General features: G+C 39.8%; 22 protein-coding genes. 2 read left to right on the top strand and 20 right to left on the bottom strand.

What is annotated here, in order from left to right; genetic code table 11:
- Positions 1–288: 288 nt before the first annotated feature.
- The 20 genes from V5T82_RS14155 to V5T82_RS14060 form a co-directional block, all read right to left on the bottom strand.
- A complete protein-coding gene (locus V5T82_RS14155) occupies positions 289–627 on the bottom strand; it encodes a hypothetical protein (RefSeq protein ID WP_332896309.1) in 339 nt (112 codons plus the stop codon).
- Positions 624–1,079 (bottom strand): hypothetical protein, encoded by a 456-nt coding sequence (locus V5T82_RS14150; RefSeq protein ID WP_332896308.1) that lies wholly within the window; start codon positions 1,077–1,079, stop codon positions 624–626. The genes V5T82_RS14155 and V5T82_RS14150 overlap by 4 nt, the downstream gene beginning before the upstream one ends.
- Complete coding sequence (locus V5T82_RS14145) at positions 1,076–1,426, bottom strand: hypothetical protein (RefSeq protein WP_332896307.1); 351 nt, start codon at positions 1,424–1,426, stop codon at positions 1,076–1,078. The genes V5T82_RS14150 and V5T82_RS14145 overlap by 4 nt, the downstream gene beginning before the upstream one ends.
- A gap of 1,129 nt (positions 1,427–2,555) precedes the next feature.
- Positions 2,556–4,013 carry a DUF5906 domain-containing protein gene (locus V5T82_RS14140; RefSeq protein WP_332896331.1) on the bottom strand — a complete coding sequence of 486 codons (1,458 nt, stop codon included), beginning with the start codon at positions 4,011–4,013 and terminating at the stop codon, positions 2,556–2,558.
- A complete protein-coding gene (locus V5T82_RS14135; RefSeq protein WP_332896306.1) occupies positions 4,013–5,335 on the bottom strand; it encodes a hypothetical protein in 1,323 nt (440 codons plus the stop codon). Before V5T82_RS14135 ends, V5T82_RS14140 begins: the two co-directional genes overlap by 1 nt.
- Positions 5,319–5,624, bottom strand: coding sequence for a hypothetical protein (locus V5T82_RS14130; RefSeq protein ID WP_332896305.1), 306 nt, complete (start codon positions 5,622–5,624; stop codon positions 5,319–5,321). The genes V5T82_RS14135 and V5T82_RS14130 overlap by 17 nt, the downstream gene beginning before the upstream one ends.
- 464 nt (positions 5,625–6,088) lie before the next feature.
- Complete coding sequence (locus tag V5T82_RS14125; protein WP_332896304.1) at positions 6,089–6,475, bottom strand: hypothetical protein; 387 nt, start codon at positions 6,473–6,475, stop codon at positions 6,089–6,091.
- A gap of 48 nt (positions 6,476–6,523) precedes the next feature.
- Entirely contained in the window at positions 6,524–6,682 is a 159-nt protein-coding gene (locus tag V5T82_RS14120) for a hypothetical protein (protein ID WP_332896303.1), read from the bottom strand.
- An 80-nt stretch (positions 6,683–6,762) separates the two neighbouring features.
- Complete coding sequence (locus V5T82_RS14115) at positions 6,763–7,122, bottom strand: hypothetical protein (protein ID WP_332896302.1); 360 nt, start codon at positions 7,120–7,122, stop codon at positions 6,763–6,765.
- Positions 7,119–7,535, bottom strand: a complete 417-nt coding sequence (locus V5T82_RS14110; RefSeq protein WP_332896301.1) for a hypothetical protein — start codon at positions 7,533–7,535, stop codon at positions 7,119–7,121. The genes V5T82_RS14115 and V5T82_RS14110 overlap by 4 nt, the downstream gene beginning before the upstream one ends.
- Complete coding sequence (locus V5T82_RS14105; RefSeq protein ID WP_332896300.1) at positions 7,523–7,873, bottom strand: hypothetical protein; 351 nt, start codon at positions 7,871–7,873, stop codon at positions 7,523–7,525. Before V5T82_RS14105 ends, V5T82_RS14110 begins: the two co-directional genes overlap by 13 nt.
- A 4-nt stretch (positions 7,874–7,877) precedes the next feature.
- Positions 7,878–8,255, bottom strand: a complete 378-nt coding sequence (locus tag V5T82_RS14100; RefSeq protein WP_332896299.1) for a 3TM-type holin — start codon at positions 8,253–8,255, stop codon at positions 7,878–7,880.
- A complete protein-coding gene (locus V5T82_RS14095) occupies positions 8,256–8,423 on the bottom strand; it encodes a hypothetical protein (RefSeq protein ID WP_332896298.1) in 168 nt (55 codons plus the stop codon).
- Positions 8,424–8,870, bottom strand: a complete 447-nt coding sequence (locus V5T82_RS14090) for a hypothetical protein (protein ID WP_332896297.1) — start codon at positions 8,868–8,870, stop codon at positions 8,424–8,426.
- 1 nt (position 8,871) lies between these two features.
- Positions 8,872–9,057, bottom strand: coding sequence for a hypothetical protein (locus V5T82_RS14085; protein ID WP_332896296.1), 186 nt, complete (start codon positions 9,055–9,057; stop codon positions 8,872–8,874).
- Positions 9,045–9,455: a D-Ala-D-Ala carboxypeptidase family metallohydrolase gene (locus tag V5T82_RS14080; protein WP_442917751.1), complete on the bottom strand. Its 411-nt coding sequence runs from the start codon at positions 9,453–9,455 to the stop codon at positions 9,045–9,047. The genes V5T82_RS14085 and V5T82_RS14080 overlap by 13 nt, the downstream gene beginning before the upstream one ends.
- Entirely contained in the window at positions 9,455–9,862 is a 408-nt protein-coding gene (locus V5T82_RS14075) for a hypothetical protein (RefSeq protein WP_332896294.1), read from the bottom strand. The genes V5T82_RS14080 and V5T82_RS14075 overlap by 1 nt, the downstream gene beginning before the upstream one ends.
- A 189-nt stretch (positions 9,863–10,051) precedes the next feature.
- Positions 10,052–10,210: a hypothetical protein gene (locus V5T82_RS14070; protein WP_332896293.1), complete on the bottom strand. Its 159-nt coding sequence runs from the start codon at positions 10,208–10,210 to the stop codon at positions 10,052–10,054.
- A gap of 76 nt (positions 10,211–10,286) precedes the next feature.
- Positions 10,287–10,598 (bottom strand): hypothetical protein, encoded by a 312-nt coding sequence (locus V5T82_RS14065; protein ID WP_332896292.1) that lies wholly within the window; start codon positions 10,596–10,598, stop codon positions 10,287–10,289.
- Positions 10,595–12,013: a tyrosine-type recombinase/integrase gene (locus tag V5T82_RS14060; RefSeq protein WP_332896291.1), complete on the bottom strand. Its 1,419-nt coding sequence runs from the start codon at positions 12,011–12,013 to the stop codon at positions 10,595–10,597. Before V5T82_RS14060 ends, V5T82_RS14065 begins: the two co-directional genes overlap by 4 nt.
- Before the next feature lie 624 nt (positions 12,014–12,637).
- Here V5T82_RS14060 and V5T82_RS14055 point away from each other — a divergent pair.
- Both V5T82_RS14055 and V5T82_RS14050 read left to right on the top strand, forming a co-directional pair.
- Complete coding sequence (locus V5T82_RS14055) at positions 12,638–12,901, top strand: DUF4212 domain-containing protein (RefSeq protein ID WP_332896290.1); 264 nt, start codon at positions 12,638–12,640, stop codon at positions 12,899–12,901.
- A 28-nt stretch (positions 12,902–12,929) separates the two neighbouring features.
- The gene (locus V5T82_RS14050) at positions 12,930–14,711 is read left to right on the top strand and encodes a sodium:solute symporter family protein (protein WP_332896289.1); all 1,782 of its coding nucleotides are present in this window, start codon (positions 12,930–12,932) and stop codon (positions 14,709–14,711) included.
- Positions 14,712–14,722: the final 11 nt, after the last annotated feature.

Raw genomic sequence — 14,722 nt, 5'->3', positions numbered from 1 at the left:
TCTACAGTTATTTATACCTGTGTAGTTATTTATGTTTAAATTTTTTTATCTTTTTTGTCTTTTTTATCTTTGTCTTTGTTTTTTAATTAATTGTGTTGTGGTCGCCTGGGAACGCTTGGATAAGTGCTTGGTACGCTGTCAACATGCTTTTCCAAACAAGGTAGCCTTCTGGGTCTTTATATTCCAACTCTTCAAGTCGCTCATATATACGTGCAAGCGCTTGCTCTGGACCCTTTGCTTTAATCAACTCATTAGTCGCTGTATATATGTCTCTGTTTGTAACCATTGTTAGAGCACCATCTTTAACCGCATTAGAAACTGTTTAAAATCAAGATCGCTGTACACTTTGAAGTGTTCAATGTTTGGTTCGCCTTCAATCACTACCAAAACAATGCTTCCATTATAATCTTCATCTTCACTTAAGCTACACCACGCTTCATGTCTCCATACCCGTGGCACATTGCCAACATCAAGACATTCGTACTCAAATGCTATTGTAGATGTTTCCATGCTGTATGTGGATCGCTCTACATTATCATCCATTAATGTATCAAACTCTTTGCCCTTGATAGCAAGTATCAAGTTCATAATTTCTTTGGCGGCTTGTTCTTGCTCATTATCAATCATTGTGAGTGCACCTTACAGTCTGCTAAAGCTAACATGTCTTCATAGGTTTCAAGCTTGCGTTCTGTTGTGTTATCTGGAACTTCAAACAGCTTGTTTGTATCAATGGTGTTTTGTGTTTGTGGTGTTGGCTTAGCGCGCTTATATGCTTTGCTATTATCTTTAAACCATTTCCAGTTGTTTAGGACTAATAACACTGCTTTGTCTGGATTGAGTTCAACTATGAAATCAAATTTATGTGTTTCCTTTAATCTAAACAACATTAGTTCATCTAACGTGCCAGCCCATGCGTGCAAATGGTAAGCTGAATTAAAGTGGTTAGTTGGTAGATTTAAACCCATTGCTGCAAAGTATCTCTGCAACTCTGAGCTTTGTGCATAGGGCATCATTGCATTACTGTTGATTAAGTGCTTTGCATGTAGATGCTGTTTGTTTTGTATTGATAAGAAGATCATATCACTTTCAACTTTACATTCATCAACATGTCATTCCACTGTTGTTCATTGCCCTTAATAATTGTTATAGAGGGACTGCTATCTAATGTTGTTAATTCATGTGGCTGATGTAACTGTTGTGATAATAATGTTGCTGCACACTGTGTCTTATCTGGTAAAGAACCTATAAACATCATTGAGACTACTGTATGATTAACAAATACTGCACCTTCGCATATAATTGTATAATCACCTTCCTCTAACTTGTGCTCGTGTACTGTACCATCACGTTCTATTTGCACATCATCCATTGCGTTGAACATATGCTTAATTGTTTCTCCTGCTGCTTCCATTATGTTTATGGTCATGTGCAAAACCCTTAATGCTGAAAACTTTGAAAAATGATGTGGACTTAAATTAACCCAGCCTAGCAAAGCATTTTTTTGGGGTACAGTCCTATATTTACTTGGTTTTTACTTCCCTCGCTACCAAATCATGTCTACTTTTTCTAACAGTCTTTTTACAACTGACCATTGTAAAGTGATTTAATGATCAGTCCCCACCCTGCTAAGTCATTGTAATTAAAGGATACTGAGTAGACGATAATATGTATTATGTAAAATTGGGCTGGATTATGCCCTGTTTTCAGTACCTTACAGCATGTGATGTGGAATTGTAATATAAACAGTATTAATGCATAACTGTTCAGTACAATATAAAGTAATGTTACAATATATTTAAATAATGATCTGCTTGTTGCTCTGTGAAATATAGTAAAACTTTGACTTAATAATAGCTAATACTGTTGAAATACTTGGGATTTTTATAGTAGGATGATATAAATTATGCAACACAAAGGCCATGCCCTACCCTAAAATTGCCTGTAAGCCGGTTTTAAAGCCCGTACAGAGCCAACTCACTCAAAGCAGCACATAGGGTACCCAAAACACAATATTATTAAAATAAAGTTAAATATAAGCTTTTTTGAATGTACAGCAAACAGCCCTGGCCTGTAAGCCCCTACATTGCCCGTACAGGCTCATCTTCTACTTTGTGCTGATAATGTGTTCTGTGTCTGCTTCTGGCTCTGTGTGTGGCGTTAATAGCAACTGCCTTATGTGTTAATTGCAATAGCTCTATGTGTTAATAGCAACTGCCTTATGTGGAACTATTAACTGCTTTATTAACTAGTGCACAAATCAGTGTAGATAACCCTGTTTCCCTATATATATATATATATAATAAAAAATAATAATAATAAAATAGGTACACTACACACACACCATGGATAAACCCTTCTAATTACTCTCTTTTCTTCGGTTTCCTCTCAATGTAGGTGTGTAGCTCTATTCCAACACCACTACTTTTCAAAAAACCACGATGTACATACAAGCAACAATTTATGTACTGTAAAAACCACAAAAAACTCATAAAAAACTCATAAAAAAAAGCAGCTTTATGCTGCTTTTCTTTCTACTTTTCTTTCTACTTTTCTTTCTACTTTTTATATTTATCCTTCTGTTTGTCTCTCAGTTTCTGTTGTGCTTCTGTAAACACAACTACATTACTACCCCTGCAATATTTTTTATCAATGTAGTATTCTTGTCCAGCTTTAGACCTACGCTTCTTAATCAGCCCTCTATTAACCAGTTTTGTCATTACAGCACCAAAGCTATTCAATGTTTTTATAAAGCTTGTCTTTGCGTACATGTCACGCCACAACTCATAGTCTCCAAACAAGTCTTTAGAACTTGTCCATTGATCAGCAAATTGCTCATTAACTTCTCTGTTGTCCAGCAACCATTGTTCAACAGCATTACTATTTGCCATACGTGCCTCAGCCCTAAGTTTAGTTTCAAATGCACGTGCAATAAACGCCTTATCTACTTTAATGCTTGCTAAAATTGCAGCAAAACCTTTTGCAACATCACTTAAGCAATCGTCTAGTTCAACGTTTAAATCAAGTGCGTATTTGCCCCATTTTCCACTGTCACTTGTTGTTTGTATAAACACATTACGTCTATCACCATCCTCAATAAAAATAGGGTTTTCTTCGTTTGTTGTAAAAATCCAATTTGTTATATTTGGTACTGTGTAAGGTGTTGCTCTACGTTTATTAATGCTTACAACAGGATTAGTTGTTTCTTTCTTTAGCCAACTGTTAAAGTCTATTTTGTCAGTAGCTTTAAACTCGTCTGCTTCCATAATAATTGTGCCTTCAACAAAGTCGTTCCATCCACGTTCAATATCATTTTGTGAAGCCTTGCCATAGCTGCGCCCCCAAATGTACGCAAGCACTCTCATAAGCGTGCCTTTACCAATGCCTTTTGCATTGCCTATAAGCCACAAGTTTGTTTGTTGGTTAATGCCTGGATTTTGATAAATGTCAGCAAGCCAATGCATCAAAAATTTAAATTCATCTTTGATTGCACCATCACCGTACAGTTCATCACTTAGTATTTGTTCCAGTGTTTTGCTGTCTTCACACGCACATAAACTTTCACGGATCAGTATCAATAATTTTTCACATGAATTTATGCATGTTTCGTCATAGCGTGTAATTGTATCTGTCCAAACGTTGATACGTTTTTCATTATTAAACACAGCATGTCTATCATACAAAGGCAATTGCACTGTACCCGTTACAGTAGGACAAAATGTGTTCAAATATTGGGTTATAACTTCATTTGTAATTGTCACCACACTACCGTCTGTAAGTTTGTGTGTGCCGCACCATTCATTGCTTAGTTTAATCTTTGCAAATTTATTGTTTTGCAATATCACTGTGCCGCCTGTGTGTTTATCTTTAACTAAGTAGCTGCCATCTGCACTACCAACACAAACACCAGTTAGCCAATCCATATCAGCCCTGTACGTCACACTGCTTTTATCAATCCAATGTAAATCTTCAAATTTATATTTTCTAACTAAGTTTTTATCTATTCCACTTTTCATCAAGTTGTTACTCCTATGTATTTAAGTGCATTAACTGCCTCTTTGTTATATTTATCATTATCATAAAATGGACCTCCACTGTCCGCACAATCAATCTCACGTGCAATGCCTGCAAGTTCTGTAGCTGTCAGTGCATAGCCAATACCTTTTGCACGTCCAGCAATCCTACACAGCACCTTATAAAATCCAACGTGCCAACTGCCATCATCATTGTTGTAATAGTCAGTTAAATATTCTGCTTTAACAATGTCACTGTTATAAATGCTTTCATGCTTTGCGTTCTTATATTTTTTGCTAACCACCCCTGCATGTTGCTTTGCAATTAGCATTTCACGCAATTCACTCATTTTGTCTTCACGCTCTTCACGTTGTTTTCTTTCAAAGTGTGCGTCACGCCATATGTCTAATTCCAACATCACATTAGTTTCATTATAGTATGATACCGCGTTTCCAATGTTTTCTTTTGCACAGCTAGGTGTGAAAAAAGCACGTGCAATATTAAGCGTTGTTTGATCAACAGCGTGCGAAGTAAATTTGCGTGTTTTTGGATCGTATGTGCTGCCCAACCATTCCAGTATTTCTACTTTATGGTCTACAAACACATCCACAGGAATTGCATGCCAAAATGGAAGAACAACACGAAACGCATCCTTTCCACCTTTGCTTTCAGTTTTGTGTCCCCAGCTTGTATAAAGCCAGTAGTCATAGTCTTCAAAACGTAGCTTAGCTTGCTCAATGCTCATTTCACCGTCATAGTCTAAAACAAGTGCTGTAATAGATTTAACGTTTGCCGCAACGCGCTTTACATGCTTTCCATCTTTTGTATAAACAATGTCTTTATCCATGCCATCAGTTTTAAATATGCAAAAGTTAAACATCGGCACTTTATCTTTAGCCGTTGCAATTTCATGACCATAAATTGTTGGTAAGTAGCCCACGTAATTAGTACCGTCACGCTCGTCTACTGCAACGTCTCTTAAATTATCAAAGTTATTAATTGCCATATATCCAGCATGCTTATCAAATATATCATAAGCATCTATTTTAATTGCTTCTTTGTATTGATTTAGCTGTCTCTTATAATCAACATAATCACTGTATGTGTTAACTGTATGCTTTTCTAATGATTTGCTATATTTGTAATATGTTGTTTGCAACTCGTTGCTTAGATGATAACTGTGTAAATATAAACTCAAAACTTTGTACTGCTCATATATCTCTTCGTCTAATAATTTTTTCCAACGTTGTTCATATAACCACTGCCACTTGTTCTTACCTATTTTCAGTCTCATCATAATTAAAAAATCATTTAATTGCTTCATTCGCTTCTCCTATAATTATTTCTGCGTATCGTAATTTTAGCTCCATTGCCTTGTTTCTACTGCAACCCCACACATTCATTACATTCGTTTGATATATTTTACCCATAACTACTGCACTTTCACGTGTCCATTCATTCACAATGTTGTTGCTTAGTGTCTTGTCTACACAAATAAATTCAATCACGTAAAAGTCCCAACCATCAAACATATCTTTGTTGTTTCTGTGTGCTGCCCTTGCTGCTCTTTTAAATTGTTTATGCAAAATATCTTTTAATTCGTCGTGTTTCATTACAGTCCACCTCCGTGCCATTCGCCACGTAGTTTCGCACGCATAATCCATTCGTTTATGTCGTGTGTTGTCTTCAGTCCATACTTCTTGCTGCACCAAAGTCTAAATGTTTTTTTGTTAGTTGTTGTGTCGCGTTCGTACACATAGTTAAGCCACGAATAATTCATGTTTATTCTCCTTAATAAATTTCAGCATTCATATTTATGTTGCCGCCCTCAAATCTATTTAGTTTTTTTTCCAATTCTACGGTCCCTACTGCCTAAAGCATTGTAATCACACAAAACTTTTGTCAAAATAATTTCCAGCAAGCCAAAAAAATAGCCCGCACAAGGCACAGCCAACCCAAGGCCAGCACACAGCCAGCCAAAAATCGAACACGCGCCTGTACAGGCCTTAAAACCGGGTTACAGCCACAAAAAAAGGCTGTGTAAGAACACAGCCTAATTTTGATTTGATGTTAGTGCTTACTTGCGTGCTGCGCGTGCCGCCGCCATTTCTTTTTGCACTGCTTCGATGGTGTCGTCGTGCTTGCCCTTTTGCACGTCGCTAATTGCCATTTGGATTGCTTCAGGCACTTCGCTCAGTTCGTCCATTGTAATGCTTGCAATTCCGCGAATGCCGTAGTGCACATTGAAAACAAACTTGCCGCCTGCTTCAAACCAACGTGGCGTAACTTTTACAGTTTTGGAACCACGCATTGTAAACGCTTCCGTTTTGCCCTCAACAACAAGCGTTTGATAGGCTTTTGCTTGTTCTTCAAGCCCTTCAACAATGCTTTCTTTCGGGTCTTTTTTCTTGGCGTAAGACTTTGTGGGCTTTTTGATAACTGTAGATGAACGTTTGATAGCCATGTTATTTCTCCTTTGTCTAATAACTGCTATCTAAAACTGTAGCCCTAACTATTTTGTCTTGCAACCCTCTTTGATCATCTCGTAAAGGCTGTCTGCTAATTCAAGGTGTAATGCTTCAATTTCATCACTGATTTTTTTCAGTTTTTTTACGGCTGTCGTCGCTCTGTACTTGCTTATCGTGTTTGGTTTTATCTCTTTTGTTCCCATTATGTTCCTCCAAGATTGCTTTACAGTATTTAGCAAACTCAGCCCATTTACGGTCCCCTGCTTCCATACACTTGATCTTGTTAAACAGTCGATTTCGTTTGGTAATTGCTATAGCTGGTGTACTCCCTAAACATTGCATATATCTCATTTTCACTATCAGTTAACACATCATACAGCCGATCTAAATCACCACACACTTTAAGCTTAGCAATAACCCGCCATTGCTCATTCTGTAATACACGTGTTGTATGATCACTCATAAAGCTAGTTTGATGCGACACTTTTACAAAGTATTCCACAAGCTCTTCTATTGTGTTAGGCAATTCATGATACAACTTAAGCCTTTTCTTAATAGAGCAATCTACACACTTACCAGTTTTCTTATATTTGTATGTTGACCCACACACAATGCACTTGTTGTTATCTTTGTATGTAATCACATAAACTCCTTTGGAATATATTTAGTTGCTGCTATTTGATTGTTATAAAATGCTCTACTGCCATCTTCTAGCTGTGCTGTAAGCACGTCTAGCTTATGCTGTATGTTTGCTTCAACATAAGACAAACCGCCTTTAGTTTTAGCCTGCCATAATATTTCAAATGTAAAATTGTCTTTACCGTATTCTTTTATATCGTCGTTAACGTGTTCACTTGAGCTTGTATATGATGCCCAATTGCTTTCTTGTTTACGCTTACGTGGACGTTTTAATTTACGTGCCGCTACACGTGTGTCAGTCCTTACAGTGTGGTAATTCTTCTTACCTATGTAGCGCTGACCTGTAATGTTATTTGTTATTATGTATACAAAGCCTAAGTATTCTTCTGGCTTTGGTGTTATCCCTATCCAGTGCATTTATGCCTTTCTCTTAATTTGCTTGCTAATAATTTAACATTCTTATATCTCATAATGTAATGGTGATGCTTTGTTCCAAATTCATGCCAATGTTTTGATTCATCCCTTTCTACATAGTATTTCCATACTGCCAACAGCATTACAGTGCATGTAAACATAAATTCGCTTGGATAATCTCTGTACGCTTCATAAAAGTCATCAAATGCTTTTGTTGCATCTTCTCTAAAATCATTTGGATAATAAAGTATGTCAACTTTAGGCCTAACAAATTTGTAATGCTTACCTTCAAACTCATATTCGCTTTCATGCTCTGTTGTTTCTTGTACAAATGTATTCACAACATTATTCCTTATATGTTTTGATTGCTTTCTCAGCACTACGCCCAACTATGTAACCGCCAATGCCTATCTTAAGCAGTGCAAACACTTCCATAAGGACAGTTTCAGGTGCATGTACACCACCAAACCCAAGCCAGTAACTAAGCAACATGCCTAAGAATGTAAGCATGGCTATAGGACGCCAATTACGTTGTAACCAGCTTTCGCCTTTGGCCTCCGCTACAACTACGTCCCGCGCTGCTTTAGCTAGTTCTGTGTCTTTGTTGATTGCTTGTGATGCAAGCTGAGCCTTAAATGCGTTCAACTTGTCTTTGTCTTCTATAAATTCGCTGGCTACGTTCCCAGCTATATTAAGTAGTGGTGCTAATAGTGCTTGTATCATCTAATCCTTTTCTCCTAACTCTTTTGCTTTTTTGCTTAACGCTTGTTCTGCATTAGCAAGGCGTCTTATCAAATCAGTAGTTAAATCTGGTTTGGTTTTGTCTTCGCCTTTAACGTAATGCTGGCATAATTCGTGCCTTGCTTCTTGCCAATCAATTGCTTCTATCATCTAATCATTAACTCCTAAGTGTTTGCGTATACCTTTCATTCCACGCTGAATTGATTTATCTTTTGCAACTTCTCGGTTGTTGTTAAATTTAATTACATAAGCATTACAAAACTCTACTTCTTTATTTGTAAATGCAGACGTATCATCAAGCATATAGTTACAAGCGCGATAAACACTTGTTATATTCACATCAATTATATCACTAAATTTAAATGGGTCGCGCTCAACTACTGGTTCTGGTTCTGTTATACGTTCATATGCTACTTTAGAAAAAAATGCCCCTGCTGTAAAACCTGTACATACTAATGTTATATAAATCATAACTGCTGTTGTACTTGCAAAAAAGTCGTTGTCATCTATATTCATTGCGCTTGTTAATATCATAATAACAAATGAACATATTGCTACTACACCAACTATTAAATTAATTGTTATTAATGTTTCCATCTTATTCCTTTCCTCTTAACTCTATAATTATTTCTTTCTTGTTATCCACACTTAGCGTTATGTAATATTCATCACTTAACGTGTCTTCTTTCAATTTGTTGAATGCGTCTGTTACGTTTATACGTATCTCAACATCGTCTTTAAATTCCATCCATTCTAATAGTGTTCTTGCTTTCATTCCTTCCATGTTCCTTTATCAAAGTCTAGTTTGAATGGTGTTTTATTAGTTCTGTAATCCCATTCTACAATACGTCCATCTCTATCATCTAAGTGTATAAACGTGTCGTAATAGCCAAAGCCTGTCCAGCCTTCCCTAAATGCAAGTTCTCTAATTTCTTCTAATGTAAAATCACCAGTGCGTAGCGATATATCAAAAGCAATGCCTTCTAAGTGCTTTGATCCGTCTACACCCCCTACGTTCTTGTTATGCACAGCACATCTATATGAACTGTTGATACGTAATGGCTTGCCTATTCTATCGCGTAGTAACTGTAATTTTTCTCTAGCACAATAGGCTTCAGGTGTAGTCAATATTGTTAAACAATGTGGGCACTCCAATTCAGCCCTTGTAAAGTTCTTTAGCATTATGTGTATATATCTTCTACACAAGTTACTTCATCACAAATAAATGATAATTTGAATCGCATAATCTTATCATCACTTACTGATAGCCCTACGCATAGTTTATCATCAGGATCATAGACACTATAATCATCATAACTAACTTTGTTATTCATAATCCAATTATGCACGTCTCTTAGTTCTGCGTGCACAACATAAGTTACCTTGTGTTTTTCAATATTATTCTCATATGCGCTCTTTTGCATTTCTTCAATTGCGCATACTAAACTATCATCAAGCATAGTCTCTAGTTGTTTATCTTCTCTAATTTGCATGATTTTATGACTTATTATAGATACAAGCGCTACACTTACACCACCAAGCACTCCTCCATAAAAACCATTTATCAACACATCACTTAATTCTAACATTATCATTTCACCTTATAAATTTACTAGTTTGTATAAACGCATTGCTGCCTGCTTACGTGCTTCCAAATGAAACAGCCTGTTGTATATAATTAGCTGTAGCAATTTTCTTTCGTTCATATATTTATTTATACCTAAGACAAAAAAAAGGGTTCCAAACGGAACCCTTTTTCTTAATAAATGTAATGTTTATCAGTTAATACGCTTGCCGTACTCCTCGTGCACTTCTGCGTATTCCCCCAACACAACACTGTAAAAGCCTATACGTTCGTAAACGCCGTACCGTTCATCAAACATCGTCATAACACTGCTAAATGCAAGTGCTTCTGCACGATCAGTAAACTTGTACATATATGCTTACTCCTACTTACAGTTAAACACTGCAAGCACGTTACGCCTCTATTTGTGCTAGGTCTACCGACTAAGACTACCATTCTTGCCTTTTTGCTATTTCCAGTATTTGTAACAATGCACCATACTTGTTAAGTGCTATCTGCTTGTTATGTGTTAAGCAATCGTACTCATGCTTTACATACTCATGCACTGCATCATGTGCCGTTACGCTTTCTAGCTTGCTTGTGTCTATATGTTCTACGTCCGCACCTAGCAATGTAATTAACCTACGTATATCTGTATCAAGCATAAGCTCGTTATATAACTCAAGTGCATTTGGAACACGATTATGCTCTTTTGAAGCTTTCACCCTAACTCTATTGTGCATTACTTCTAACGTGCTCATAACTTGCTATCCCAATCCTTTTCAAGTTGTGCTGCATAGTCCACTGGCTTGTCGTGTCCGTACCACTTTTCAACCATCTTAGTGTCACTGTGTCCCATGTTACTTGCAACACTGCGAATGTTCTCACCCATTTGCAGACTGTGTGTACAGTATGTGTGCCTGAACGAATACAACACGAACTTATCATTCCATCTGTGATCCTTGCTGTTCTCGCCTCGCAGTTCTTCCATTAACGTACGAAACGACTTGTCCATACTTTGTATTTGTTTGCCTTTAAGATTGCTGAATATGTAGTCTTCATCCTCTGTGTACTTGCTTTCGCCTTCCCAGCGCTCAAGTATTTTCCATAACTTTAGCTTTGGAATAACTTCACGTACACGGTATTCGTTTTTACCACCACCAACAGCAACTTGAATAACTTGCTGCTTGTGCCCCCATGCATCCTTTGTTGTGGCTCTGACGTGTTTCCATTTTAGGTTAAATGCTTCTTTGCCTGGAACAATGCCAGTGAAGTAAACCATTTTAATAAGCACACTTAACGTTCGCTTTGCATGCAATAAACGCATGTCGTCTGTTGGCATACCCGGTGTCTCATTTAGGCGCATAAAATACTGCGCATCGTACAAGGCCAGTTTTGAAATAATGGCATCCATTTGATCCCAACTAAACGATAACCTTGATTTGTTGCGCTTGCTGTCCAAACGCTTTGGTACTGTAATGCCCGGTATACGATCTCGTGTTGTGTATCCCTTCTTGCGGGCATACTCAAATATCATTCCCAATACCATAGCATCACGCTTTAACGCGCCTTGGCTGGGTAATGATTTGATTGCACGAACTGTCTTTTTGCCTTTGTCTGGAACTGTCACAACATACTTAATGTCGTTGCCTTCTGCGTCTCTTATGCGGGCATGAGTTAAGTTATTATTGTCAGTGCATATTTCTGTCTTTGTTTTCACACTGCGATAAAAGTAGTCAACTTGCTCAATTGCATGTTCACTCCAATACTCGTCACGCCACGTCCAGTAATTTTCTATATGCGTGTCCGTAATAGCGTCTATTTGATACTTTCCAAGTGACGGAACTAGATATCTGTTTACTACTGGCGGATAATCAATTGCTGTAGTTGCGCCTCTCAATCCACGCTTAACTAAACTAGGCAACTCTTTTATCCATTGCTCTGCTATTGTCTTAAATGTAATTCCATTTACACGTACACCAAGTTCTTCTTTTATTGGTGCCTGTGCCCAAAACTCAATAGCTTTAAGCTTTGCTTCATTCCGGTCTGCTGTACCCGCTGTCTTAGTGCTGTACTGTTTCATACCCGGTCGTTTGTATATGATTTGCAAATTCTTTGTATTAGGATGCTTGCGTAAACCAAACTGGCCTTCTACAATCCAATCAATCTTTGCCATAACTTACAATCCTTACAACAATATACTAAACACTTACAACGTCCAGTGTATTGTAAAATCTGTACAAAAACAATCGGTTATGGAAAATAGAAAATTCTTTGTAATCAGGGGGTCCCGGGTTCAAATCCTGGTGGCGGCACCATTTTCCCCTCCCCCAACAGCATTGAAACTTCACTCACGCCCAGGCCGCAAGCAGCTACCCAAAAGTGTGCCCTTTTGCAGTGCAGCACGTCGCCCCTCAGAAGTCGATTGCAGAGCTTTGCCATCTATTGCGAGAGATTCGCAAACCCTGCCATTTCTGTTAGTCGCTCTGGGTTGAGGGCTGACAAAACTTAGACCCATGCACAAATTGTATGCAAGCGGTTGAAATGATTATTTCTTAATCTCTCTATACGCAAAGCAATGAATTTAAGTGTAAATATTTCACATGCAAAACATGTAGTTAATGCTTTTTCTCCACATCACCACGTCACATTTGAAGTTTATCAAAAATTTAACTACCCAAATTGATGGGATTGTGAATAATCTTCGCAGCCGCAAAAAATAATAATGGCACATAAAGGTGGTGCCAAAACAAGGCTTCCTAGTGGGGGAGCGCACAAAAAAACAAGGAAAGGTATTGTCATGTCAGATAATACGGAATCGGGTATTGCCTATTGGAAGGCAAACCTGCGTCTGATCGCTATTCTGTTAGCCATCTGGGCATTTGTTTCTTACGGCCTGGGAATCTTGTTGCGTCCGATGCTGTCGAGCATCGAAATCGGCGGAACGGATCTGGGCTTTTGGTTTGCCCAACAAGGCTCCATCTACGTCTTTTTGATCTTGACGTTTTACTACGCCAAAAAGATGAACGACTTAGACAAAGAATTCGACGTCCACGAAGATTGATCGAAGAGTTTAAAAGGACCTCCTAACAATGGAACTTCAAACACTTACGTATATCGTTGTGGGCATTACGTTTACGCTCTACATCGGTATTGCTATTTGGGCTCGCGCTGGTTCGACCGGCGAGTTCTATGCTGCTGGCCGCGGCATTCACCCTGTTGCCAACGGTATGGCAACGGCTGCTGACTGGATGTCTGCTGCATCCTTTATCTCCATGGCCGGCCTTATCGCTTTTAAAGGTTACGACGCCTCCATCTTCTTGATGGGTTGGACCGGTGGCTACGTGCTGCTGGCGATGCTGTTGGCACCGTACCTGCGCAAATTCGGCAAATTCACGGTTCCGGAATTCATCGGTGACCGTTTTTACAGCCAAACCGCTCGTACTGTTGCTGTGATCTGCTTGATCGTTGCTTCGCTGACCTACGTTATCGGTCAGATGAAAGGCATCGGCGTTGCGTTCTCCCGCTTCTTGGAGCTGGATTACGAAACAGGTCTGTTCTCCGGTATGGCCATCGTGTTCTTCTACGCTGTCTTGGGCGGCATGAAGGGCATCACGTACACCCAGATCGCGCAGTACTGCGTTTTGATCTTGGCTTACACCATCCCGGCGATCTTCATCTCGCTTCAGTTGACCGGCGTTCCGCTGCCGCAAATCGGCATGTTCTCCGAACTGTCCGGCGAAGGCGTAACCTTGCTGGGTAAACTGGACATGATCCTGACGGACTTGGGCTTCAACGAATATACAGCGCAGAAAACCAATACGCTGAATATGACGCTCTACACGTTGTCTCTGATGATCGGTACCGCTGGTTTGCCGCACGTGATCGTGCGCTTCTTCACGGTTCCGAAAGTTCGTGACGCACGTATGTCTGCGGGTTGGGCACTGGTGTTTATCGCCATCTTGTACACCACGGCTCCGGCTGTTGGTTCCATGGCGTTCTACAACCTGTCCAACACGGTTCAAACGGGTGAAGTCGGCGTTCAAGCCAACAACCTGAAATATGACGAACGTCCGCAATGGTTCAAGAACTGGGAGACCACCGGTCTTCTCAAGTTCGAAGACAAAAACGGTGACGGTCGCATTCAATACTACAACGCAAAATCCGACACCTTTGCGACCAAAGCAGCGGCGAACGGTTGGGCTGTTAACGGCTCTGAGTTGAAGGTTGACCGCGACATCATGGTTTTGGCGAACCCGGAAATCGCACAACTGCCGAACTGGGTGATCGCCTTGGTCGCAGCTGGTGGTTTGGCTGCGGCTCTGTCGACGGCTGCTGGTTTGTTGATGGCCATTTCTTCGGCGGTGTCGCACGACATCATCAAGAGCATGGTCAACCCCGACATCTCTGAGAAGAACGAACTGCTTGCTGCACGTATTTCGATGGCCGGTGCCATCGCCGTCGCAGGCTACTTCGGTCTGCACCCGCCGGGCTTTGCCGCTCAGGTGGTGGCATTGGCCTTCGGCCTGGCCGCATCCTCGATCTTCCCGGCTCTGATGATGGGTATCTTCTCCAAGAAGATGAACAACTCCGGCGCCATTGCAGGTATGATCTCGGGTCTGGGTATCACCCTGCTCTACATCTTCACCTACAAAGGCTGGTTCTTCATCCCGGGCACGAACATGCTCGACAACACCACGGCGAACCACTTCTTGGGCATTTCGCCTGAAGCGTTCGGTGCTGTTGGTGCGATGGTGAACTTCGCGGTTGCCTTCGTCGTTTCCAAAATGACGGCAGAACCGCCGGAGCACATCCAACACTTGGTCGAAGACGTTCGCGTCCCGTCGGGTGCTGGCGAAGCGACCGGCCACTAAGGCTCAAGTTT

Source organism: Magnetovibrio sp. PR-2 (genome assembly GCF_036689815.1).
Taxonomy (GTDB): Bacteria; Pseudomonadota; Alphaproteobacteria; order Rhodospirillales; family Magnetovibrionaceae; genus Magnetovibrio.
This window is presented reverse-complemented; position numbering and strand designations above follow the sequence as displayed.